General features: G+C 55.3%; 22 protein-coding genes and 1 riboswitch. Of the genes, 10 read left to right on the top strand and 12 right to left on the bottom strand.

Annotation, left to right across the window (positions count from 1 at the left end; all coding sequences use genetic code 11):
• Nucleotides 1-299: 299 nt before the first annotated feature.
• From gcvP to FrondiHNR_RS05395, 4 genes are all read right to left on the bottom strand, one after another.
• The gene (gene gcvP, locus FrondiHNR_RS05410) at nt 300-3,251 is read right to left on the bottom strand and encodes an aminomethyl-transferring glycine dehydrogenase (RefSeq protein WP_279354221.1); all 2,952 of its coding nucleotides are present in this window, start codon (nt 3,249-3,251) and stop codon (nt 300-302) included.
• Nucleotides 3,252-3,264: 13 nt separating this feature from the next.
• Nucleotides 3,265-3,639, bottom strand: coding sequence for a glycine cleavage system protein GcvH (gene gcvH, locus FrondiHNR_RS05405; protein WP_279354220.1), 375 nt, complete (start codon nt 3,637-3,639; stop codon nt 3,265-3,267).
• A gap of 3 nt (nt 3,640-3,642) precedes the next feature.
• Nucleotides 3,643-4,764 carry a glycine cleavage system aminomethyltransferase GcvT gene (gcvT, locus tag FrondiHNR_RS05400; protein ID WP_279354219.1) on the bottom strand — a complete coding sequence of 374 codons (1,122 nt, stop codon included), beginning with the start codon at nt 4,762-4,764 and terminating at the stop codon, nt 3,643-3,645.
• A 174-nt stretch (nt 4,765-4,938) separates the two neighbouring features.
• Nucleotides 4,939-5,026: riboswitch (glycine riboswitch) on the bottom strand.
• A gap of 23 nt (nt 5,027-5,049) precedes the next feature.
• Entirely contained in the window at nt 5,050-6,402 is a 1,353-nt protein-coding gene (locus FrondiHNR_RS05395; RefSeq protein ID WP_279354218.1) for an MFS transporter, read from the bottom strand.
• A gap of 69 nt (nt 6,403-6,471) precedes the next feature.
• Between FrondiHNR_RS05395 and FrondiHNR_RS05390 the strand changes: the two genes are divergently transcribed.
• Nucleotides 6,472-6,921, top strand: a complete 450-nt coding sequence (locus FrondiHNR_RS05390; protein ID WP_279354217.1) for a pyrimidine dimer DNA glycosylase/endonuclease V — start codon at nt 6,472-6,474, stop codon at nt 6,919-6,921.
• Here the strand turns inward: FrondiHNR_RS05390 and FrondiHNR_RS05385 are convergent.
• From FrondiHNR_RS05385 to ychF, 3 genes are all read right to left on the bottom strand, one after another.
• Nucleotides 6,918-7,475, bottom strand: coding sequence for a hypothetical protein (locus tag FrondiHNR_RS05385; RefSeq protein ID WP_279354216.1), 558 nt, complete (start codon nt 7,473-7,475; stop codon nt 6,918-6,920). The genes FrondiHNR_RS05390 and FrondiHNR_RS05385 overlap by 4 nt on opposite strands.
• 166 nt (nt 7,476-7,641) lie before the next feature.
• Nucleotides 7,642-8,193, bottom strand: coding sequence for an NADPH-dependent FMN reductase (locus tag FrondiHNR_RS05380; RefSeq protein WP_279354215.1), 552 nt, complete (start codon nt 8,191-8,193; stop codon nt 7,642-7,644).
• Between the two features lie 492 nt (nt 8,194-8,685).
• The gene (gene ychF / locus FrondiHNR_RS05375; protein WP_279354214.1) at nt 8,686-9,759 is read right to left on the bottom strand and encodes a redox-regulated ATPase YchF; all 1,074 of its coding nucleotides are present in this window, start codon (nt 9,757-9,759) and stop codon (nt 8,686-8,688) included.
• Nucleotides 9,760-9,845: 86 nt separating this feature from the next.
• Between ychF and FrondiHNR_RS05370 the strand changes: the two genes are divergently transcribed.
• The 4 genes from FrondiHNR_RS05370 to FrondiHNR_RS05355 all read left to right on the top strand — a co-directional run bounded on the left by FrondiHNR_RS05370 (nt 9,846) and on the right by FrondiHNR_RS05355 (nt 13,525).
• A complete protein-coding gene (locus FrondiHNR_RS05370) occupies nt 9,846-10,511 on the top strand; it encodes a 3'-5' exonuclease (RefSeq protein WP_279354213.1) in 666 nt (221 codons plus the stop codon).
• A gap of 112 nt (nt 10,512-10,623) precedes the next feature.
• Nucleotides 10,624-11,388 (top strand): GntR family transcriptional regulator, encoded by a 765-nt coding sequence (locus FrondiHNR_RS05365; RefSeq protein ID WP_279354212.1) that lies wholly within the window; start codon nt 10,624-10,626, stop codon nt 11,386-11,388.
• Between the two features lie 98 nt (nt 11,389-11,486).
• Nucleotides 11,487-12,911, top strand: coding sequence for a sugar porter family MFS transporter (locus FrondiHNR_RS05360; RefSeq protein WP_279354211.1), 1,425 nt, complete (start codon nt 11,487-11,489; stop codon nt 12,909-12,911).
• A 125-nt stretch (nt 12,912-13,036) separates the two neighbouring features.
• Nucleotides 13,037-13,525, top strand: coding sequence for a DNA starvation/stationary phase protection protein (locus tag FrondiHNR_RS05355; protein ID WP_279354210.1), 489 nt, complete (start codon nt 13,037-13,039; stop codon nt 13,523-13,525).
• Between the two features lie 82 nt (nt 13,526-13,607).
• Here FrondiHNR_RS05355 and FrondiHNR_RS05350 read toward each other — a convergent pair whose 3' ends face one another.
• From FrondiHNR_RS05350 to FrondiHNR_RS05335, 4 genes are read right to left on the bottom strand one after another with little or no spacing between them, the layout of a single operon-like run.
• Nucleotides 13,608-14,555: a glycine betaine ABC transporter substrate-binding protein gene (locus tag FrondiHNR_RS05350; protein ID WP_279354209.1), complete on the bottom strand. Its 948-nt coding sequence runs from the start codon at nt 14,553-14,555 to the stop codon at nt 13,608-13,610.
• 30 nt (nt 14,556-14,585) lie between these two features.
• On the bottom strand, nt 14,586-15,299 hold the full coding sequence (locus tag FrondiHNR_RS05345; protein ID WP_279354208.1) for an ABC transporter permease: 714 nt from the start codon (nt 15,297-15,299) through the stop codon (nt 14,586-14,588).
• Entirely contained in the window at nt 15,300-15,941 is a 642-nt protein-coding gene (locus FrondiHNR_RS05340; RefSeq protein ID WP_279354207.1) for an ABC transporter permease, read from the bottom strand.
• Nucleotides 15,916-16,761 carry an ATP-binding cassette domain-containing protein gene (locus FrondiHNR_RS05335; RefSeq protein WP_279354206.1) on the bottom strand — a complete coding sequence of 282 codons (846 nt, stop codon included), beginning with the start codon at nt 16,759-16,761 and terminating at the stop codon, nt 15,916-15,918. Before FrondiHNR_RS05335 ends, FrondiHNR_RS05340 begins: the two co-directional genes overlap by 26 nt.
• 111 nt (nt 16,762-16,872) lie before the next feature.
• Here FrondiHNR_RS05335 and FrondiHNR_RS05330 point away from each other — a divergent pair, with 111 nt between their 5' ends.
• The 3 genes from FrondiHNR_RS05330 to FrondiHNR_RS05320 all read left to right on the top strand — a co-directional run bounded on the left by FrondiHNR_RS05330 (nt 16,873) and on the right by FrondiHNR_RS05320 (nt 18,940).
• A complete protein-coding gene (locus FrondiHNR_RS05330) occupies nt 16,873-17,289 on the top strand; it encodes a S4 domain-containing protein (protein ID WP_279354205.1) in 417 nt (138 codons plus the stop codon).
• Between the two features lie 19 nt (nt 17,290-17,308).
• Nucleotides 17,309-17,656 carry a hypothetical protein gene (locus tag FrondiHNR_RS05325; protein WP_279354204.1) on the top strand — a complete coding sequence of 116 codons (348 nt, stop codon included), beginning with the start codon at nt 17,309-17,311 and terminating at the stop codon, nt 17,654-17,656.
• 93 nt (nt 17,657-17,749) lie between these two features.
• Complete coding sequence (locus FrondiHNR_RS05320; RefSeq protein ID WP_279354203.1) at nt 17,750-18,940, top strand: AI-2E family transporter; 1,191 nt, start codon at nt 17,750-17,752, stop codon at nt 18,938-18,940.
• Nucleotides 18,941-18,979: 39 nt separating this feature from the next.
• Here FrondiHNR_RS05320 and FrondiHNR_RS05315 read toward each other — a convergent pair whose 3' ends face one another.
• Nucleotides 18,980-20,215, bottom strand: coding sequence for an LCP family protein (locus FrondiHNR_RS05315; protein ID WP_279354202.1), 1,236 nt, complete (start codon nt 20,213-20,215; stop codon nt 18,980-18,982).
• Nucleotides 20,216-20,432: 217 nt separating this feature from the next.
• Between FrondiHNR_RS05315 and FrondiHNR_RS05310 the strand changes: the two genes are divergently transcribed.
• Entirely contained in the window at nt 20,433-20,606 is a 174-nt protein-coding gene (locus FrondiHNR_RS05310) for a hypothetical protein (protein WP_279354201.1), read from the top strand.
• Nucleotides 20,607-20,757: 151 nt separating this feature from the next.
• A complete protein-coding gene (locus FrondiHNR_RS05305) occupies nt 20,758-22,149 on the top strand; it encodes a glutamate decarboxylase (RefSeq protein WP_279354200.1) in 1,392 nt (463 codons plus the stop codon).
• Nucleotides 22,150-22,158: the final 9 nt, after the last annotated feature.

Below are 22,158 nucleotides of genomic sequence, written 5' to 3'. Positions count from 1 at the left end.
CTGTTCGATTAGCTCAGAGCTAGACGCCTCATTACGTCGTCTTAGTTCAGAAACTAAATTGACACCGGATCCATATCCTTACACCGTGCAGCAGCACACTCGAAGAACGATTAGCCTGAGCTTGATCAATATTACGATACTTTTGAGCTTTCTGCGCACAAAAAGTAGCTCTTATCGCAAATAATTCGCAATATTTAAATTTCATCCCGTAAAATTCAGAAAAATTATAAAACGGAAAGGAAACTCAATCGTGTCGCCTCAGTGCATCGTCTTGTAAAACAGCCAGGAGAGACTCGTCTTTAGATAAATGCCTCAGGTGACGGGCAGGAGCACACCAGATTACGATCTCCGTAGGCTTGATCAATACGTCGCACGGGGGGCCAATACTTATTCCTTACAATCCCGGCGACCGGATAGGCGGCCTGCTCACGCGTGTAAGAGTGCTCCCATGCCCCTGAGATCAGAGCATGTGCGGTGTGAGGAGCACCACGCAGGGGGTTATCGTCGGGTGGAAAATCACCTCGGCCCACGGCCTCGGCCTCTCGCCTAATAGCGATCATGGCATCGATAAAGCGGTCTAACTCTGCGAGATTCTCCGACTCTGTTGGCTCCACCATCAGAGTACTCGCAACGGGAAACGACATAGTAGGGGCGTGAAAGCCGTAGTCGATCAGACGCTTTGCGACATCCTCAACGGTGATGCCGGTGGCCTCCTTGAGGGGACGCAGGTCCAAAATACACTCGTGCGCCACCAGGCCACTATCTCCCGTGTAAAGCACGGGATAATACTCACGCAACCTAGTTGCGATGTAGTTTGCGGCGAGCACAGCAGCTCCCGTCGCGCCCACCAGCCCAGACTCACCCATCATACGCACGTAGGCCCACGATATAGGTAGGATACTTGCACTGCCGTAGGGCGCCGCCGCCACCGGAGGTCCGCCGTGCTCGACAACTTCCCAGCCACCAGCCTTGTTATACATGGCGTGCGTGGTGCGCTGCGCCATTGGGTGCCCCGGCAAGAATGGCGCCAGATGAGCCTTGGCAGCCACAGGACCGATTCCCGGTCCTCCACCGCCGTGTGGGATAGAAAAGGTTTTATGCAGATTAAGATGCGACACGTCCCCACCAAAATCTCCAAAGCGTGCGTACCCCAGCAGGGCATTCAAGTTTGCACCATCGACGTAAACCTGAGCACCCGCATCGTGAGCAGCCCGGATGATAGCCGCTACCTCACCCTCGTAAACACCGTGTGTGGAGGGGTAGGTAATCATGAGTGCAGCAAGGCGGTCGGCATTGGCATCGATTTTGGCCTGCAGATCGCCAAGATCAATGTTCCCCTTCTCATCACACGCAACAACCACAACTGACATTCCCGCGAGCACAGCCGACGCTGCATTGGTACCGTGTGCGCTCGAGGGAATCAGACAGACCGTACGGTTCTGCTCACCCCGCGAACGATGATACCCGCGGATAGCCAAAAGTCCTGCTAACTCACCCTGGCTTCCCGCGTTGGGTTGAAGCGAGACGGTGTCGTACCCTGTGACATCGGCGAGCCACCGCTCCAATTGCATAATAAGTTCAAGTGTTCCCGCCACATCGTCTTCGGGCGCGAAGGGGTGCAAACCGGCAAACTCTGGCCAGCTCACGGACTCCATCTCTGTGGCCGCGTTAAGCTTCATAGTGCAGGAACCCAGGGGAATCATGCCGCGGTCAAGAGCGTAGTCTTTATCCGCTAGGCGCTTGAGATAGCGCATCATGGAGGTCTCGGAGTGATAACTGTTGAAAACCTCGTGGCCCAGATAATCTGACGCGCGTCGAAGGTCGTCTGGTATCGCGAAATCGTCAAGCGTGACAGAGAGGTTGTCCTCACGAAGATCGTCCACAGGCTCCGAGACCGCTACGCCACAGGCAAGCGCTACGGATCTGATATCTGCTTCGGTCGTGGTCTCGTCTACCGAAACCAGCACGCGCGTCGCATCAGCCGCGTACAGATTGATATTACGAGACAGCGCTGCCCTCACCACGGCTTCGGAGTCTGCAACCCGCAGGGCAAGGGTGTCAAAGAAGAAAGCGTGCTCAATCTCTACACCACCGGCGCGGAGCGTATCAGCCAGTTTAACCGCGCTACTGTGCACCGAACGAGCGATATCGCGGATGCCGTTGGGACCGTGATACACCGCGTACATGGAGGCCATAATGGCCAAAAGAACCTGGGCGGTACAAATGTTCGAGGTGGCTTTCTCTCGGCGAATGTGCTGCTCACGGGCCTGGAGACTGAGACGATACCCGGGATTTCCATCGGCGTCTTGACTCACCCCCACCAGGCGCCCGGGCATCTGGCGTTCCAGACCGGAACGCACGGCTAGGTAGCCGGCATGCGGCCCCCCAAAGCCCAACGGAACACCAAAACGCTGACTGGTACCAACGGCGACATCTGCCCCCAACTCACCCGGAGGGGCAACAAGAGCGAGAGCAAGAAGATCGGCCGCAACAATAGCGATTCCGCCGGCCTCACGCACCTTCTTAATGACGGATGCGGGGTTCCACAGTTGTCCATGGGCCGAGGGGTACTGAATAAAAATACCAAACGCTTCCGGTAGCTCATCCCACGCTTTCTCCCGCGCGATACGAGCCAGGTCACGTTCCAGAACCATGATGCCCAGCGGTTCAGCCCGCGCGTTTAACAGCACTTTTGTCTGTGGTAACGTTTCAGCATCCACGATAAAGGTTGACACTTTAAGCTTCGAGGCTCGACGTGCCAGGAGCATGCCCTCCACCACGGCGGTGGACTCGTCCAGCATCGAAGCGTTGGCGGTGTCTAGGCCTGTGAGATCGGCAATCATCGTTTGAAAGTTGATGAGGGCCTCAAGGCGACCCTGTGAGATTTCGGGCTGGTAAGGAGTGTAGGCGGTGTACCAGCTGGGGTTCTCTAACACGTTGCGCTTAATAACCGCCGGGGTAATCGTGTTGTAGTAACCCAATCCGATCATCGAACGACGCACCGTGTTGCGCGCGGCAAGCTCCCGCAGCTCCGCGATTGCTTCCGTCTCAGTTGCGGGCAGCGGCAGGGCACTCTCCCGCAGGGAAGGGGGTGTCTCCTCGCTTGAGCGAGGCTTTTTCACCCGAATGGCTGACGGCACAGCCGCATCAAGCAGATCAGTAATAGAGGCATAGCCCAGCGCGTCAAGCATGGTGCGCTGATCGTCCACATTTGTACCGATATGACGTTCAATAAATCGTTGACTCAGCATAGACCGGTCTTCCCTATCCTTCGATAAGTTCGCTATAGGATGCCGCATCCAGCAGGTTTTGTGGGGCTGACTCTACCCGAACCTTGATAAGCCAGCCTGCACCGTAGGGGTCGCTGTTCAATAGTTCCGGGGAGTCCGTCACCGCCTGGTTTACCTCAAGCACAGTACCACTGGCCGGGGCGATGAGTTCACCAACAGACTTTGTCGACTCGATCTCACCCACAATGCTCGCTGCGGCCACCTCCGACCCAACGTCTGGAAGCTCGATAAACACGATATCTCCCAGTTGGTCAGCGGCATACTGCGTAATGCCGATTGTGACGGTATCACCCTCAACCAGCAGCCACTCATGCTCGGAGGTGTATGAAAAATTCTCTGGAACAGTCACGGTTTATTTCTTCTCTCTTGTATAAAAGGGGAGGGTGGAAACAGTAAAACCCAGTCGTTTTCCCCGGATATCGACAGAAAGCTCGGTACCCGGCTGAGTAAACTGCGGATCAACATAGGCCATAGCAATGGGGTAACCGAGGGTCGGCGAAAGAGCACCACTCGTAATAACGCCGATGGCCCGTGCGGATTCAGCGTGAGTAAAGACGGGGTAATCTGCCCGGGCGGCCCGCTTCCCGTCTGACACCAGACCAACCAGAACCCTCGCGTTGTCGGCGGGGCCGGCTTCCGTGCCCTCGCGCCCGACAAAGTCTCCTTCTTTGGACAGCGCAACCACACGCCCGAGGCCGGCCTGCACGGGGAAAACATTAAGCGAGAGCTCGTGCCCGTAGAGAGGCATCCCCGCTTCAAGACGCAGGGTATCCCGGCAGGCGAGTCCGGCGGGAACCAGCCCGTGCTGTGCACCGGCTGCCATCACCGCATTCCACAGCGCAGCCGCGTCGTCCGTATGAGCGTAGATCTCAAACCCGTCTTCACCCGTGTATCCCGTGCGCCCGATAAGAACGTCGCGCCCGTTAAAGGTTGCCCCGGTAGACCAGTAATAGCGGAGAGAGTCGAGCGACTCTTCGGGTGCAAGTCCGCTGGTTTCTTGGAGGATGGTGAGCGCACGCGGGCCTTGAACCGCAACAAGAACGTATTCATCGCTTCGGTCGGACACCTCGACGAAAGAAAACTGAGCGGCCCTCGTTACTAACGCCTCAACAGCGGCGTGCCGGTTACCCGCGTTGGCAACCACAAAGTAGTTATCTTCGGAAAGTCTGTACACAATGAGATCGTCGATAACCGTACCCCGCTCACTTAATAGCAGGGAATATTTAGCCTGACCAACCTTTGTTGCGGAGAGTTTACCGGCCAGCGCATAGTCAAGAAACGCGGCTGCATCCGCACCCGACACGGTGATCTCTGCCATGTGGGATATATCAAAGATTCCGGCGGCTTCGCGCACAGCGTGGTGCTCGGCAAGATCGCTCGTATAGCGCACCGGCATCTGCCAACCGGCAAAATCAGTAAAGGTAGCCTCGGCTTGCTCATGGATGGGGTGAAGCGGACTCAGACGTTCGGACATGAGAGTTCTCCCTTACGGTATACAACACAGGTTATACGGTTTGGTTTGGCGGTAACAACTGTGCCACCACCGACTAAGAACTCCCCCTCTGTCATGGGCCTGAGAGTTTCACAGGCGGTAGCCTGCTTTCACCGTGGGCGAGACAACAAAAGCTGTCTACTTTTCAGAGCGGCCAATAGCGATACGGTACGACTACCTGAGAGATTGGCGGGGAGGCTTGCTCCTTCGGTGCCGCGCTACGCGGCTCTCCCGCATCGTGTTGCGGCCCGATATCAAGTTATAGGCTCAAGCATACACGGCAGGCTTACGAATCCCCAGCCACGAAATTGTTCCTCCCGCAAACAGTAGCACCGCGCAAAAGATCAGACTTCGCTGTAGCCCCTCGAGAGTGATGTCACCGCCAACAATAACCCCAACGAGGGCTATCGTGAGCAGACCCGCGATGCGTGAAATAGCATTGTTGACCGCCGAGGCGATACCAGACCGTGCGGGATCAATCGAGCCGAGGATCGCTGAGGTGAGTGGGGAGACCGTCACCGAGAGACCCACCCCAAAGAAGAGAACACCGGGAAGTAACTGGGTGAAATAGTTAAACTGGGGCTGAATCGTGAGCATAAACAGCATTCCAATACCGGAGAGAATCGGTCCTACCGTCATGAATATCCGGGGCCCAAAACGACCGGCAAGCTTTCCCACCCGAGGACTCAAAGCAATCATCAGGATTGTAAGGGGTATCATGGTCAACCCGGATTGGGTGGCGGATAGGCCAGCCACCTCCTGCAAATAAACAACAATGACCAGTCCGTTCAGGCTCAGCGCGCCGTAGATCAGCACGGTAGCCACATTGCCCCAACGGAAGTTACGAGTCTTAAAAAGGGACAGGGGCATCAGGGGATCTCGCGCTACCCTCTGCCGCCAGATAAAGCCTATGGACGCGACAATTCCCACGAATCCGGTCATCATGATCAGAGGATCATACAGGCCCAGGCGGGGGCTCTCAATGAGCGCAAAGACAAGGCCTCCAAGACCAACCACACACAGGATCGCGCCCAAGTAATCCACCCGAACATTGGGAATACGAACGTCCTTATGCCGAATGCGGGCAAGCACCAAGAGGGCGATTGTGACGGGAAGAACGTTAATAAAGAAGATTCCCCTCCAAGATCCGCCGTCTACAAAAAGACCTCCCACCAGGGGGCCAATCAGCATGGCAATGCTGGTGAGTGCGGTCCAGATGCCAATGGCACGGCCCTGAGCCTCATCGCGAAACGTTGAGGTGATGAGGGCGAGCGAACTGGGTACAAGCATCGCACCGGCGATTCCCTGTAGCCCCCTCATAATCACAATCATCTCGGGCGTGGGAGAGAACCCGATACCGATCGAGGTGAGCGCAAACCCAATCAGCCCATAAAACATCACACGTTTACGGCCAAAAACGTCACTGATCGAACCCGCAACCAGGATGAGCGCTCCCAAGGTAATCAGGTAAGAGTCCACCACCCACTGCTGTAGGACTAGCCCTCCCCCGATCTCCTCGCTAATGGCGGGTAGAGCCACGTTCACCACGGAGCCATCGAGAAAAGCCACAAAAGACGCGAGGACGGCTAGCGAGAGCACCAGCTTTTCTTGACGGTTCATCATTCTTATAGGGTAATCGAAGATCAGGATTCTGCCCCATCCTCAGATCCATACCGTTATCCTGGATAGATGCGAATCTGGAGCCTTGACCCCTCGTATCTCGACAGGATTGGTCTTATCGCGTGCTGGCGCGAAACCCTCTTAGCTCAAAAAGTTTTAATGGGACAGACCAAGGGTTACACCCGGCACCCTCAGCTAGAGCGGTTTCGTGAGGCAAAAGACCCCGAACGCGCAATTGCAACCTACCTGCATCTGCTCTCCAAGGAGGCAACCGCGCGCGGCTACTCGTTCAACGGGTCCCTCATACTCAACCCCCCGGATCCCGAGTTACGCATTCCGGTTACGCAGGGTCAACTCTGGTACGAGTTTGAGTGGCTCCTCACCAAGCTAGACGTTCGCAGCCCGGAACGAGCAAAGAATCTCCGAGCGGTACACGATACGGAGACCGTTCCTATGGAGGCCGCAGTTTTTTCTGTTGTTCCCGGCCCCATTGCTAACTGGGAGATTGTTGCCCCCTAGCTCTTTATGGAGTTCAGCACCGTACCGTAAAGGCCTATGATCTGATTGTACAGTTCGGTATTGGCCGGACAGGACGCAACCGGAGACTCAATAGCGTAGTAGAAGTCACCCACTTTGTGGGTGTGTAGGGCATCCTGAGTTTGCGACCGGGAAAGCCCCCACCCCTCAGGGCTGTTTCCGCACGCCGAAGGCAGCCCCGTTGCCATGGTCGTGGGAAAATTCACGGTGTTACCCGAGATTGTGTACTGGGGTTGGGCCAGGGAACGTGGCATGTCTACACGGATCCCCCACTGAGTAATGGGAATGGTGGCAGTTGGTCCGGGGTCAACGGCGGGCGGCGCGGGTGCTGCGGTTGTGGGGCGAGGCAAGGGAATCGCAGGTATGTCATCCTTCTGGGTGGCTGTGGGAGAGGGCTTAGGCTGAGGTTCTTTTTGGCCGGACCCAAATATATCGGGACGAATAATGTTAATAAAGACCAGAGCCATAACAATTGATAGAACTGCAATAACGCTGATAATGATCCAGGGCAGAGCCACTTCGCGTCGCGACGACATAACGATAATGCGGTCCTTTCTAACCTCTTTAAAGTCGGCTGTAACTTGTGCCTTAGTCTACTGAGTGTTGTCTGGAAAATTAGCGGGAAAACTTACCCTGAACCACAACAATTTCATAAAAACTGCCCGTGCCCACCAGAGCGAAAATTCACCGAGCGAATGTGAGTCAGCGAATCTCACGACGCACAAACGCACTAAAGTTCTCGAGGAACCTATCGGCTCTTTTTGCATGCGACTCATTCAGATGTCCTTCCGAGTCATAGGCTTCCTCACCAATTCTCACGTACATTTCCGGATGCCCCAGCAGCCTCACCCCCAGGACTGGCAGTATAGAGCGCAGGTGAGATTGGGCAACCGCCGTGCCAATCGCACCCCGGGTAACCCCAATAATCCCCGCAGGCTTTCCATTCCAAACGTTGCTGCCGGGAGGTCTGCTACCAAAATCGATAGCATTTTTTAGTGCAGCCGGAATACTGCGATTGTGTTCCGGGGTAACAAAAAGCAGGGCATCCACCTCGGCGATCTGGGCTTTCATGTCCACAACGGACTGGGGAAGATGAGACTCCATATCTCGGTTAAAAACGGGTAGGTCAGCTATGAGAATCTCGGTGAACTTGGTGTCCGTGTCCGCGCGTTGAATCAGGGTGTTGAGGTATTTTCTATTGATAGACTCCCTCGATAGACTTCCAACCACATACCCAACAGTAATTTCCCGCATAGATCTCTCCCGCCTTGATCCTTTGTGAGATAAATTATATATCTATCGAGGTTCCAAATAACATCAGGGACTCGATAAAACCCCTCGAAAAGTCGGCACAATCGTGAACCACTGCGAATAGATGCAGCGGATATAACGGAAACCTACCACCCTCTCGTGAGGTTCGCGATGCGCTTGAAGACAGGGATTAGCGCTCTCTTGAGGAAGCACAAGCTGCGTTTTGGGGTTGTGCTCAACCATCAACTCGCTCGCTTCGAGTTATGGCTCATGGCGCAGAACGCTTTAGAGCAAGTGCGGTGGTGGAAACCACTCAGAGACACTCCCTGGACGAGGGATGTGTCTATGGAGATGCCCAGCACACGGCGCTGGAAACAGAGCTCAGGACAACGAGTGGCTTTAGAGACAGGGGGACGAACTCGCCGAATGGGTACGCCACAACGCCTGAAAAGATCAAAAATCATGCTTTGTCTGAGCGAAACCTAGAGGAATCAGCTACACGTTAAACCGGAACTCCACCACGTCGCCATCCACCATGACGTAGTCCTTGCCCTCCATCCGAGCCTTGCCCTGTGAACGTGCCTCCGCCACGGAACCGGTGGCCACAAGGTCGTCAAACGAGATTACCTCGGCCTTAATAAAGCCCTTCTCAAAGTCGCTGTGGATCACCCCCGCCGCCTGAGGGGCTTTGGCACCCTTGGGGATTGTCCACGCGCGGGCCTCCTTGGGCCCTGCGGTGAGGTAGGTTTGGAGACCGAGCGTGTCAAACCCGATGCGTGCCAATTGGTCGAGTCCGCTCTCGTTCTGCCCGGTGGAGGCCAGCAATTCCGCCGCATCCTCTTCGTCAAGCTCGATAAGTTCGCTCTCCAATTTGGCATCGAGAAAGATAGCCTGTGCTGGGGCAACCAGTTCGGCAAGCTCCGCCAGGCGGGCCTCGTCACCCAGCACGGCCTCATCCACGTTAAAAACGTACATAAAGGGTTTTGCGGTGAGAAGCCCCAGCTCTCTAATGGGTTCCAGATCCACTTTCGAAGAGGAGAGAGGGGTACCCTCGTTCAAGACTTTCTGAGCGTCCTGGGCCGAGGCCAAGACTGACGGATCGAGCTTTTTGTTCCGCACCTCTTTTTCGTAGCGGGGAATTGCCTTCTCCAGGGTCTGAAGGTCGGCAAGGATCAGCTCGGTGTTGATCGTTTCCATGTCGCTCGCGGGGTTGATGTCGCCATCAACGTGCACCACATCGGGGTCACTAAACCCGCGCACCACCTGGGCGATTGCGTCGGCCTCGCGGATGTTGGCAAGAAACTTATTACCAAGCCCCTCCCCCTCACTCGCGCCACGTACAATTCCGGCGATATCAACAAAGGAGACGGGGGCGGGGAGGATGCGCTCGCTACCGAATATCTCGGCGAGCACCCCCAAGCGCTTATCGGGTAGATTTACTACCCCCACGTTGGGTTCGATGGTTGCAAACGGGTAGTTTGCCGCCAAGACGTCGTTGCGGGTGAGAGCGTTAAAGAGGGTTGACTTTCCCACGTTGGGCAAGCCGACGATTCCGATTGTAAGAGCCACGAGAATCAAGCTTAGTTCATTGAGAGACATCGGAGAGGCAAAGGCCTCCTCACGGGTAGCTCAAGAAAACTGTGCGAGTATAGGGTGTGCCCGTTGATTTCACCGCCATTGATTTTGAGACCGCTAATAGCCACGGTGCTTCTGCCTGCTCGGTGGGTCTTGTCAAGGTACGCAACTCGATAATCGTCGATCGAGCGTCCTGGCTGATTCGCCCTCCGGAAAAATACGGCACTTTTCTCGATTGGAACACCCGTATCCACGGTATGACACCGCGGGATGTAGAGGGCGCAGAGGGCTGGGAGGAACAGTTTTCTCGGCTCATTGAGTTTACCGAAAACGACGTTCTTATTGCCCACAATGCCAGTTTTGACATGGGCGTCATAAGGGCCTCCTGCGAGGCCACCGCAATAACGGTTCCCCGGCTCAATTATTTGTGCAGTGTTCAGCTGGCGCGCAAAACCTACTCGCTTGCCTCCTACCGGTTGCCGGCGGTTGCCCAGGCCGCCGGAGTGACAGACTTTCAACATCACGAGGCACTCGCCGACGCCGAGGCGTGTGCCTCGATTGTGGTTGATGCCCACCGTAGACACGGAGCAGACAACGTGATTGCGCTGTCAGCCACTACCGGGGTGGCGATTAAAACGCTTCTCAAAAGCGGCGGTCAGAGCACCGCGACACAAACGGGCTCAGCCGCAGCCCCTGCCGTAAAGAGTGTTCGGTCGCCTCGGTTACCGGGAATCACCTCGGTATAGATTAAGGGCATCTCGGCAAACCGACACACCTCGGGCCTATTGTCAGAACATTGAGGATAGTTGAGAGAATTGTGCCCAGTAATAAAATCGTTTACACGGTAGGGAGACCGACTTGGAACAGAGTAACCGTGGTGTCTCGCTCGGGTCACTATTCGATGATCTCGATCGAAACGGCCCAATCCCCCTCTACTACCAGGTAGCATCCAGGCTAGAGCAGGCCATCCATGACGGCACGATTCCCGCCGGGTCACGCCTCGAAAACGAGATTTCGCTCGGCGAGCGCTTGGGCTTGAGCCGCCCCACAATTAGGCGTGCTATCCAGGAGCTTGTAGAAAAAGGCCTGCTCGTACGCCGCCGCGGCGTGGGAACACAGGTTGTTCACGGCGGGATAACTCGCGGAGTCGAGTTCACGAGCCTCTACGAGGATCTTCGGGAGGGATATCAAAAACCCACAACGCGTGTTCTCTTGCACAGGGAGACTCCTGCTACAGCCGAGGTCGCGCATCGGCTGGTAATTCCCGAGGGCGCACCGGTGCTTCACCTCCGACGCTTGAGGATGACGGACGGCGAGCCCATCGCTATCCTCGAAAATCACCTGCCGGAGCAGTTCCTCGACATCTCGGAGGAGGAGCTCACAGAGACCGGCCTGTATCTCATTCTGCGTGCTCGAGGAACCTCCTTACGTGTTGCCAAGCAACGCATCGGTGCCCGTCGTGCCATGGAGGGCGAGTCGGCCCTCCTCAAAATTGACAGTGGCGGCCCCGTACTCACCACCGAGCGCACCGCGTATAACAGTGATGGTCTGGCCATAGAACATGGGCAACATTGTTATCGCACCGATTACTACTCGTTTGAAACCACGCTGGTGAGTCGGTAGCGTGTGTCAAAACCCATGATCGCAGCACCCTCTGAACGCGCTGTCTCTTGTGCCTCTGTGCGGTCTGTTCAAGGACCTATCGCACCTCAAGGCTCGCGATGACGGAAGGCTCACCACTCACTATCAAAAAGTCGGATGGTCGCGCTTCTGACCCGCGTTTTTTGCGTATTATCACAACGATATCCTCTCTGGGCGGTCTTCTCTTTGGGTACGACACCGGGGTTATTTCGGGTGCCCTTCCCTTCATGAAACCCAACCTGGGGCTCACCCCACTCACCGAGGGCTTAGTCACGAGTTCGCTGCTGCTTGGTGCTGCTCTCGGCTCCCTGGTCGGGGGTCGAATCGCCGATAAGAGAGGGCGGCGCAGGTTAATCCTCTGGTTAGCCATCCTCTTCTTTATGGGGGCCGTTAGCTGCGCCCTCGCTCCCAGCGTTGAACTCCTAATCCTTGCGCGCCTGGTACTCGGACTTGCGGTGGGCGGGGCATCCATAACGGTACCGCTGTATCTTGCCGAGGTGTCTCCCGCTCAGCGTCGTGGACGTCTTGTCACCCAAAACGAACTCATGATTGTTTCGGGGCAACTCCTCGCGTTTACCGTAAACGCTGTCTTTGCTTATGTCTTTCCCGAGGCGGATCACCTCTGGAGATACATGCTAATGGTGGCATCTATCCCGGCCGTCGCGCTCTGGCTGGGGATGCTCGCCCTTCCAGAAAGTCCACGCTGGCTTGTGATGCATGGGAGATTCCGGGAGGCTCTGGAGACCCTTCGTCGCGTACGAAGCAGCGAGAGCGAGGTTCAGCACGAGTTTGAGCTGATAGCGCACTACACACGACTGAACCGAGAGACAACGGCAACACCGCTCGCAGCTCTGCGCTCCACTTGGATTCGCCGAGTGTTTTTTATCGGCCTGGGAATCGCAATGGTGCAACAGCTGACCGGGGTCAACTCGATCATGTACTACGGTGTGGTGATCCTGCAGGAATCCGGGTTTTCCACGCAGGCCGCTCTTACCGGACAGATTGCCAACGGCATTATCTCGGTACTTGCCACGCTTGTGGGTATCTGGCTTCTGGGGAGGATTGGTCGTCGACCGCTGTTACTTATCGGGCTCTGTGGAACAACAACGACCCTCCTCCTGGTTGGTCTTTTTTCTCGGCTCTTTGCAGGAACAGAGGCGCTGCCCTACACAATCCTGTGTCTCACGATACTTTTTCTGCTTTTCCAACAGGGTGCTATCTCACCCGTAACCTGGCTTATGCTCTCCGAGATCTTTCCGGGCTCTATACGCGGGTTTGCGTTTGGATTCGCCGGGCTAGTTCTGTGGCTCACCAATTTTCTTGTGGGTTTTTTCTTTCCGCTCCTGGTGGACAGGCTCGGTATTTCGGGGACATTTTTTATCTTTTGTGGGATAGGACTGATCGCAATCATCTTTGTGTGCCTCTTTCTACCCGAGACAAAAGGAAAGTCTCTGGAGCAATTAGAGTCGATGCTGGAATCACGATACAGCCCAGCACACAGGTAGACTGTGGCTCCCGAACCAGACATTAGGTAAGCATACGCTTCAATAAGATGAGCCTTAACTTCCTTGCGAATTATTTCAGGAAGAGTAGCGTTGTAGTAGATAGCAGCTACGAAAGGACTACTCGCATGACACAAGCAACACCCACCACAGTCCAAGCGGTCACGAACTCCGATGCAGCCTCGGGGACTTCTCAGTTCTTGAGTCCTGTGGTCGTTGAGCTCACCGCCCTCGCGGTTAACGCCAAGCAGGCACACTGGCACATCCGGGGCACAGCTTTTATCGCGGTGCACGAGTTACTCGACAGCATCGTATCGCACGCCCAAGAATTTGCTGACCTCGCAGCCGAACGCATCATTGCGCTGGGTCTACCTCTCGACGGACGCATCCGCACGGTGGCCGAGAAAACTAAAACCGCAGATTTGAGTGCGGGTTTCCAGCCTGCCGATGTTGTCATCCGCGAGATGATCGCGCAGCTCGATACGGCAATTGCCACGGTTAATACCGCGGTCACTGAGCTGGATGATATTGATCTGGTCAGCCAGGACGTTGCGATTGCCATCGCCCAGGGACTCGATAAAGACCGCTGGTTCCTCTTCGCTCACATCAGTGAGTAAGCAATAAAACTATCGAGCCTCTCTTGGGAAAAACACCTCCCAAGAGAGGCTCTTTTTGTCGCTCTCAATTTTGTCTAATTCTCTAATCAAGGTTGTTTTTTACGAGCCAGTCCCGAGCCAGGACAGCCGGGGAGGCCTTCTCCTCGCCCTGATTACGTGAGTTAAGCTCAATGAGATCCTCCGTGGTGAGCTGCGCTGAAACCTCGTTAAGAACTTTCACCACATCTGTGCCAGCCTTGCCCTTGTTTATCAATGGGAGAACGTTCTGCGGGAGAATCATGTTTTCTGGGTCGTCAAGCGTGACAAATTTATTCTCGGCGATGGCAGGAGCCGTGCTAAAGATATCCGCTAGCTGTACCGTGCCGTCGATGAGAGCCCGCACCGTGAGCGGACCTCCGCTATCGTTGTATGCCTGAAAGCTTAGTAAGTCGCTTGCAACCCCGTAAACTTCGGTGAGACCACCGGGACCGTAGGGCCTCTCCCGAAGCTCTGGATTTCCTCCCACCACAAGGGGGATCCCCAGCCCAGCAAGGTCGCTGAGGCTTTTCAGGTCGTGCTCGGCTGCAAACTCGGTCGTCACATTATAGGAGTCTTTGTCCTCTGCCCGGGCCTGCTGCAGCACAAGAAGGTCATCGGGAATGGCCTGACCGAGAGCAGCGTAAACTTCTTCGCTTGAAGAGGCGGTGCTTTCGGCATCATAAAATTGCAGGAGATTGCCCGAGTACTCGGGGATAAGATCGATCGAACCGTCTGCGAGAGCCGCAAGGTACACGTCACGCTGCCCAATACTCAGGTTCTTTTTTACCTCTATGCCCTTCGCTTGTAAGGCCTGAGCATAAATCTCCGCAATGATCTCGGACTCGGCAAACCCGGCAGAACCAACCGTGATTGTTTCGTTTTCTGCTACCCCTGGAGAGTTCGAGGCAAAGGGGTCTCCCGAAGAGCAGGCCGTGAGTACTAGGGCTATAGCCGCGATAGACGCCAACCCGATGTGTGGGCGACGACCGTTCAACAGCGCTCGTATTCTCAATTTTTTCCCTCTCCTAGATTTGGATGCCCTTCAGCCCACGGCTACTTTACGATCATTTCGCCGCCGCTTACGCGAATCATTTGCGAGTGCCACCGCTACCCCCTGTGGCTGAAACAACGCGTATGCCACGACAAGAATTCCATCACAGACAAGAGCAAGCACAATAACCAGTATCGACCCCGCAAGCATTTCTGGGTAGTTCCGCACGGGCAATCCGTCAAAGATAAAGCGACCAAGGCCCCCAAGGGGGAGATACGCAGCAACCGTGACGGTGGCGATCACCTGAAGCACAGCAGACCTTAGTCCTCCCCAGAGCAGGGGTAGAGCTAACGGTATCTCGACCCCCCTGACAATCTGCCACGCAGTCATCCCCTGCGCTCTGGCTGCGGTAATGGTTTGTTTCTCGATTGACTCGACCCCCGCATATGCTCCCGCAAGGAGCGGAGGAATCGCCAGAAGGGAGACCGCCGCAATGGGCGCGGCAAGCCCGGCACCAAGATAGAGGCCAAAGAGAGCAACCAACCCCAGGGTGGGTAACGCCCGCATTGCCCCCGTCACACTGGTGGCAACAAAACGCATGCGTCCCGTATGACCAATGTAAATCCCCAGGGGAATAGCAATGACAGCGGCAATCACAACGCTCAGCAGGGTATAGAGCAGATGTTGATAAACACGCTCTATCACCCCGTCGCTACCGTAGAGATGCTCAGGTATCCAAGCGAGAGCCTGCCAGACGTACTCCATCTACACCGTCACCGCCCTGCTCCACGGAACAAGAAAACGTCCCACGATAACAATCGCCGTATCAAGAACCGCGGCAATCAACAGGGTCCCCACAATACCCACCAGAACCTCGGTGGGGAAGCTTCGTTGAAACCCGTTCATAAAAAAATACCCGAGGCTCGAAACTCCGATCACTGACCCCACCGTGACCAGACTTACTGTACTCGCGGATACCACCCGAAGCCCAGCAATAATAACGGGAATTGCTAGGGGAAGCTCCACCCGTAATACCCGCTGCACGGGGGAATACCCCAGGGCCACAGAAGACTGTCTCACGTCGTCGGAGACGGAGTCAAACGCTTCAGCAACAGTTCGCAATAGCAGGGCCACAGCGTACATAGTCAACGCAACAACAACGTTGAGGGGATCAAGAATCCGCGTCCCCAGAAGTGTCGGGAGCATAATAAAAAGAGGCAGCGACGGAATGGTGTAGAGCAAGCCGCTCACAACCATGAGCACGCTGCGTGAAAGACGATAGCGGTGAGCAATCCAGCCGAGGGGAAGAGCGATAATAAGCCCCGCGATAATGGGCGGGACACTCAGCGCCAGATGATCAAGCGTGAGCCGCCAGATCTGCTCACCGTTCTGCACTACCCAGTTCACCGGAGACCACCTCCCCCAGCGTTCCAACCACTCGATTATTACCGTCAACAACGATCTGTTTGTCACCCATCCGACGCACGCTAAGTGATCGTTTTCCCCGATCTACCCCCACAAAACTTGCAACAAAATCGTCAACGGGACGAGCCATGATTTCGGCGGGGGTTCCACGCTGCGCGATGTGACCACCTTTTTTCAAAATCACGACGTAGTCACCGAGGAGCAGAGCCTCTTCGATATCGTGAGTGATGAACACGATGGTCTTGGCCAGGTCCCTCTGGATACGGAGAAGCTCCTGTTGTAGCTCGGAGCGGACAAGAGGATCCACAGCACCAAAGGGTTCATCCATAAGAAGAATATTAGGGTTGGCTGCCAAACCGCGGGCCACACCAACACGCTGCTGCTGACCGCCGGATAGCTGGGCGGGATAACGGTCCGCGAATGAAGGATCAAGACCCACGGTGTTCATCAGGTCACGGGCCGCCGAACGCGCCTCGCCCCTCTTTGAGCCGGTGAGCAACAGAACTGTGGCAATATTGTCCACCACCGTCCGGTGCGGAAGCAGCCCCAAATTTTGCATAACATAGCCGATGCTCCGTCTCAAAGATACGGGATTCAGAGCCGCAATATCATCGCCATCGATACGGATGACACCGCTTGTGGGTTCGATAAGTCTATTGATCATCCGCAAGATGGTGGTTTTACCGCTGCCGGACGACCCCACAATAACCGTGGTCGCTCGTGAGGGAATCTCGAGAGTAAAATTATCGACGGCTGCGGGGCCGGATCCAAATTTTTTGGTAACCCCGTCAAAGGTGATCATACGCTTCTGGCTCCCATATCCTTGGCTCAGCGTTAATGCTCTCACACTAACGTTTTCGCGAGCAATAGAATTCGGAGAGGTTGTCCCCACACGGGACGATAGAATCGAGCCATGACCTCACCCACCTCGGCTCGTGTCGACAGTTGGATATGGGCTGTGCGAGCCACCAAGACTCGTTCACAGGCCACAACAGCGTGCCGAGCCGGTCACGTTCGAGTAAACGAGAACCGAGTTAAAGCCGCCCAAACTGTCAGGGTCGGGGATACGGTAAAAGTTCGAATTCGTGGCTTTGATCGTATCCTCGTGGTACAAAAAATCATCACCAAACGCACGAGCCCGTCGGAAGCAGCGACCTGCTTTGAAGATCTCACTCCACCACCCCTTGCGCTGGAGGAGAGACCGTCCGTACCGATTCGTGATCGCGGTGCGGGGCGCCCCACCAAACGTGAGCGCCGGGAACTCGAAAAACTACGCGGTCGAAGTTCCGAAGCTCACGTCCCGTGGAGCAGCCCAACACCAGATCGGTAGTAAAAGACGAAGGAAACCAATGAGCAATCTACCCGACCAGCCACAGCACCGTCAGTCACAACGCACCAACAAAACCGCAGGTTCACCAACCCGCTATTCTGGAACCGCAATTACTGCTGCTACCGCAGCGCTTCTGGGTGCCTTCAGCGCTTTTTTCATCGGCGACATCGCGCTTGTCCCCATCCTCCTCTCGAGCACGGGGGTTGTCCTTGGACTCGTCTCTCGCAAGCAGTTGCAGCAGGATAAAACGCTCGGCGGCGCGGGGGCCTCTGCGGCGGGAGCCATTATCGGAGCTATAGTGCTCATCATCGTTTTGTTGCCCTGGCTGCTCATTCCCTTTGCCAACGTAGTAGCAGGATTCAACTAACACCAAAGACCTACGTCAAAGCGACCTTCACGTTATCCAACACCGCACCACCAACGTTTCAGAACCTAATAGGGCACACACAGAATGAGGACTATGAAAAAGCGTACATCACCAAAAAATACCTCCCCCACTCCCGCCCACACAAACGCCTCCAACTTTGGCACACCAAACAGCGCTGCCGCTCCCCCCACACTACACATCAATGCGTTCCGTATTGGCCTGGTTGGGGGTCTCGGTGTTCTGGTGGCGATACTCATCGGCAGTATCGTCTCTCAGCTGGGAACCGTTCTGGTTTACATCGGGATCGCTCTCTTCCTTTCACTCGGACTCGACCCCCTTGTGTCCTGGCTCGAACAAAAAATGCCGCGCGGGCTAGCCATTGGCACGGTGGTAATCGCGGTGCTACTCGCCTTTGCGGGTCTCATGCTCGCCGTAATTCCCATCATTGTTCAGCAGACCACCAAACTCTTTGCGGACTTTCCCACAATAATCAACAATGTCAGTAATAGTCAGTGGCTCCAAGATTTCCAGAATCAATTTGGCACGCTCCTTGACGTCGACGCGGCAATTCAAAGCGTCAAAGATTTTGTGAGCAACCCTAATAATCTGCTCAATGTCGGCGGCGGAATTCTCGAGGTAGGGGCCGGAGTGGCAGGCGGCCTTACCGGTTCTATTATCGTGATGATTCTCACCCTCTATTTCCTTGCCTCCCTGCGCTCAATCAAGAAGGTTTCATACCGTTTTGTACCGGCAAAAAAGCGCCCCCAATTCATTCAGGTGAGCGAGGAGATCACTCAGGCCGTGGGGCGCTATGTCGTGGGACAGGTAAGTCTGGCCCTCGTCAACGGTGTACTCAGCTTTATCTTCCTGAGCATCATCGGGGCACCTCTACCCGTTCTTCTTGCATTCATGGCTTTCATCGCTTCCCTTATTCCCCTGGTAGGAACAATCTCGGGAGCTGTTGTCATCAGCCTGATCTGTCTCTTTGCCTCACCGCTCACAGCGCTTACCGCGGCTATCTACTACATCATCTACATGCAGATTGAGGCATACATACTCAGCCCACGGATTATGAATCGAGCAGTTGCTGTCCCTGGCTCACTGGTTGTTATCGCGGCCGTTGCGGGAGGTGCGATTGGCGGAGTACTCGGTGCCCTCGTTGCGATACCCTTTGCCGCCTCGACCATTATTATCGTGCAAAAGGTAATCTTCCCCGCGCAAGACGCAAAGACATCACCCCGTTCAGAAGCAAAAGACCAGGCGACACTGTCTGACGGTGCCTGAGGGGTTTATGTCTGGGTGGAGCAGCCCCCCCCTGAAAGGTTAGCGAGCGCAGGTCACCTTTGAGGCAACCTGTCCCTTCACCGATGACGGCAACTCGGTGGAGGGTGTGGGAGTGGCAGACTCCGTAGGCGAGGGAGTCTCAGCCGACGTAGGGGGTGAGGGAGCCTCTCCCGGGACAGCGGCATCCTGAGTGGGTGCACCATCGGCAAGCACCACGGGAACATCCGACTTTAACGCATCAAACAGCTGCGTGACCAAGGTTTTCACCGGTTGGACTCGATTCTGGTCAGCCGGATACTCCTCCACAGGAAGCTGAATCATCACCATTGACCCAAGATCCGTTGTTGCCAGGGTGGAGGCGAGCCCCACTAGGCTCTGCGAATTTCCCAGCGCCTCATCCACACTAAAACTTTGAGAAACAGAGTTCACCAATCCGTACAGCGCTACCGGGTTGGTAAGAACATCAGAACTCTTTATTTTCCGGGCAAGCGCAGAAAGGAATACCTGTTGAGCGCTGATACGCGTAAGATCACTTCCATCACCAAAGCCGTGTCTGGTCCGCAGAAAGGCCAGAGCCTCAGCGCCGGCCAGGTTGTGTTCACCCGCACTGATGTTCAAGCCGGAATACGGATCGTTCACGGGCTCCGTCACACACACGTCAACACCTCCGATAGCCTGCGTAATGTTCACAACACCGTCAAAATCAACCACAATAAAATGGTCTAGTTGCAACCCTGTGAGCTGAGAAACCGCGGCCATCATGCAGTAGGGTCCGTCATCAAGAACCCCGTTAAGCTGCGTCACACTCTTGGCGGGAACCACCTGTCCCTCCGTGTTTGTACACTGCGGGGTTGCGGCCATGGTATCGCGAGGAACACTCACCAGTGTAGCGTTCTTATGATCTGCAGAAATATGCAACACCATCATCACATCGGCACGAGCGCTCTCGCCAGTGTCTCCATAGTCACCGGTTATTTGCCCAAGACGTGAATCCGTACCCATCACAAGAAGGTTAACGGCCCCGTCCCAGGTAGGAATTTTGACTGGTTCCTCCGTCTTTCCCGGACGAGCCACCACGTTTTCCTTGATATTCCCCATCACCTGAAAATACGCCCAGGCAGCCGATCCGGCAAAGGCAAACAGCACAACCGTCACGGTACTTACTACCCAGAGGATGACGCGCTTACGTCGCCCGGTAGAACGCGCATGCTGCGGCGAACGACCTTCCTTTTCCGTAGAAATCTCACGGTGCACTCCCTGTCGGAGAATTTTCACGGGTGCTCCTCACACATTGCCTCGGGGGATCGAACGTTTTTCTTTAGTGACAAACGCCTGAACTATTCTGCTCCATTAACCTTATGTAAAATGACCGTTGCAGGGCACTCACAGGGGCTTCACGGTAGCTCAAGAGAAAGTTCACTCGCTGAGTCTTCCACGCTGAGAGCGGGGCCTCTCCGCGGGAGAGACGAAATCAACGGCTAGCATAGAGAGCATGAGGCCCTATATTCTTCCCATCGCCGGTTCCGTTCTGATCATTGTAGGAATAGCGCTTGTCCTCATTTCACCCGGTGCCCCCTCCGCCGTGGGAATCGCGCTGGCCCTTGAGGTCGTCGGAGTCCTCATGCTGGGCATATTTATCGGACGAGGTCTCCTGGGAAAAAAATAACCGAATTTTACCGGTTGTAGACCCAAACTCACATCGACTAAATATTCTTGCACTAGAGCTTGACACCCTGGTGTACTGAAGCCATGCTGAATATGAGGATGTCGGGCCCCTCTGGCGTTCTCCGTACAGATTAGCTTGAGGAGCGACACCAATGTCGAACACACACAAGATCAGTCATCAAGATTATGTTTCTGTTAATCCGCTCTTTTCACGTCCCGGAGAAAGCTCCCTGGCATCTAAATTCTCCCTCGGCGAGGAGGGGATGCTGCCGGAAACCGCCTATCAAATCGTGCATGACGAAACAATGCTCGATGGCAACGCCCGACTCAACCTAGCCACTTTCGTGGGAACGTGGATGGATCCTCAAGCAGAAAAACTCTACGCGGAATCCTTTGACAAGAACATGATTGACAAGGATGAATACCCACAAACCGCAGCAATTGAGCACTATGGCTGGCGCATCATTGCAGACCTGTGGAACGCACCCAACCCCGAAAAAGCACTTGGTACCTCCACTATAGGTTCCTCCGAAGCCTGCATGCTCGGAGGCCTGGCGCTCAAACGCCGCTGGCAACAGGCCCGCCGTCAGGCTGGTAAATCGACAGAAAAACCCAACCTCATCATGAGTTCTTCTGTTCAGGTCTGCTGGGAAAAATTCTGTAACTACTGGGACGTTGAACCCCGCTATGTTCCACTCTCCGAAGAACACCGCATCTTTGACGGGTACAACCTGGCAGAGTACGTAGACGAGAACACCATCGGAGTCGTAGCGATCCTTGGCGTCACCTATACCGGAGAATACGAGCCGGTGCTTCAGATTGCCCAAGCACTGGATAAAATCCAGCAGGATACCGGCCTTGATATCCCCATTCACGTGGACGCCGCATCCGGCGGTATGATCGCACCTTTTCTCCAGCCCGACCTTCTGTGGGACTTCCGCATCCCCCGAGTACACTCCATCAACACCTCAGCCCATAAATACGGTCTCGTCTATCCGGGGCTGGGGTGGGTCGTGTGGCGCGACGAAGAGCTCCTGCCGGAAGACCTCGTTTTTAGAGTGAGCTACCTGGGTGGAGACATGCCCACTTTTGCCCTCAACTTTTCCCGTCCGGGAGCCCAGGTACTTCTCCAGTTCTACCTCTTTCTACGGCTCGGCAGGGAGGGATATCGGGCTATCCAGCAGGCATCACAGGATGTTGCACTTTTCCTCTCAAAAGGAATTTCCCAAAACCCCGCGTTTCAGCTCTGGAGCGATGGCTCTGATATCCCTGTTTTTGCCTGGCGTCTCCGAGAAGGGCATACCAAGAACTGGAGCCTCTATGACCTTTCCGACCGGCTTCGATCCCGTGGGTGGCTCGTCCCTGCCTACCCCATGCCCGATAACCTCAACAACATAACGGTCCAACGCATAGTGGTTAGAAACGGGATGAGCATGGACCTCGCGGTCTCCCTCCTGAACGTGATCAACGAAGAGGTGGCCTTCCTCGACCAGCTCAGCGGCCCCCTACCCACCAGGACGACCAAACCAACTTTCCATCACTAACACAAGAGA

This window comes from Lysinibacter sp. HNR, from assembly GCF_029760935.1.
Lineage (GTDB): Bacteria > Actinomycetota > Actinomycetes > Actinomycetales > Microbacteriaceae > HNR.
Note: the sequence above shows the minus strand (reverse complement) of the source record. Positions and strands in the feature narration are given on the sequence as shown.

Coding starts and splice junctions, on each gene's coding strand:
- gcvP (WP_279354221.1), bottom strand. CDS start 3,251: ATGCTGAGTCAACGATTTATTGAACGTCATATCGGTACAAATGTGGAC.
- gcvT (WP_279354219.1), bottom strand. CDS start 4,764: ATGTCCGAACGTCTGAGTCCGCTTCACCCCATCCATGAGCAAGCCGAG.
- FrondiHNR_RS05395 (WP_279354218.1), bottom strand. CDS start 6,402: ATGAACCGTCAAGAAAAGCTGGTGCTCTCGCTAGCCGTCCTCGCGTCT.
- FrondiHNR_RS05390 (WP_279354217.1), top strand. CDS start 6,472: ATGCGAATCTGGAGCCTTGACCCCTCGTATCTCGACAGGATTGGTCTT.
- FrondiHNR_RS05385 (WP_279354216.1), bottom strand. CDS start 7,475: ATGTCGTCGCGACGCGAAGTGGCTCTGCCCTGGATCATTATCAGCGTT.
- FrondiHNR_RS05380 (WP_279354215.1), bottom strand. CDS start 8,193: ATGCGGGAAATTACTGTTGGGTATGTGGTTGGAAGTCTATCGAGGGAG.
- FrondiHNR_RS05360 (WP_279354211.1), top strand. CDS start 11,487: ATGACGGAAGGCTCACCACTCACTATCAAAAAGTCGGATGGTCGCGCT.
- FrondiHNR_RS05355 (WP_279354210.1), top strand. CDS start 13,037: ATGACACAAGCAACACCCACCACAGTCCAAGCGGTCACGAACTCCGAT.
- FrondiHNR_RS05345 (WP_279354208.1), bottom strand. CDS start 15,299: ATGGAGTACGTCTGGCAGGCTCTCGCTTGGATACCTGAGCATCTCTAC.
- FrondiHNR_RS05335 (WP_279354206.1), bottom strand. CDS start 16,761: ATGATCACCTTTGACGGGGTTACCAAAAAATTTGGATCCGGCCCCGCA.
- FrondiHNR_RS05330 (WP_279354205.1), top strand. CDS start 16,873: ATGACCTCACCCACCTCGGCTCGTGTCGACAGTTGGATATGGGCTGTG.
- FrondiHNR_RS05325 (WP_279354204.1), top strand. CDS start 17,309: ATGAGCAATCTACCCGACCAGCCACAGCACCGTCAGTCACAACGCACC.
- FrondiHNR_RS05320 (WP_279354203.1), top strand. CDS start 17,750: ATGAAAAAGCGTACATCACCAAAAAATACCTCCCCCACTCCCGCCCAC.
- FrondiHNR_RS05310 (WP_279354201.1), top strand. CDS start 20,433: ATGAGGCCCTATATTCTTCCCATCGCCGGTTCCGTTCTGATCATTGTA.
- FrondiHNR_RS05305 (WP_279354200.1), top strand. CDS start 20,758: ATGTCGAACACACACAAGATCAGTCATCAAGATTATGTTTCTGTTAAT.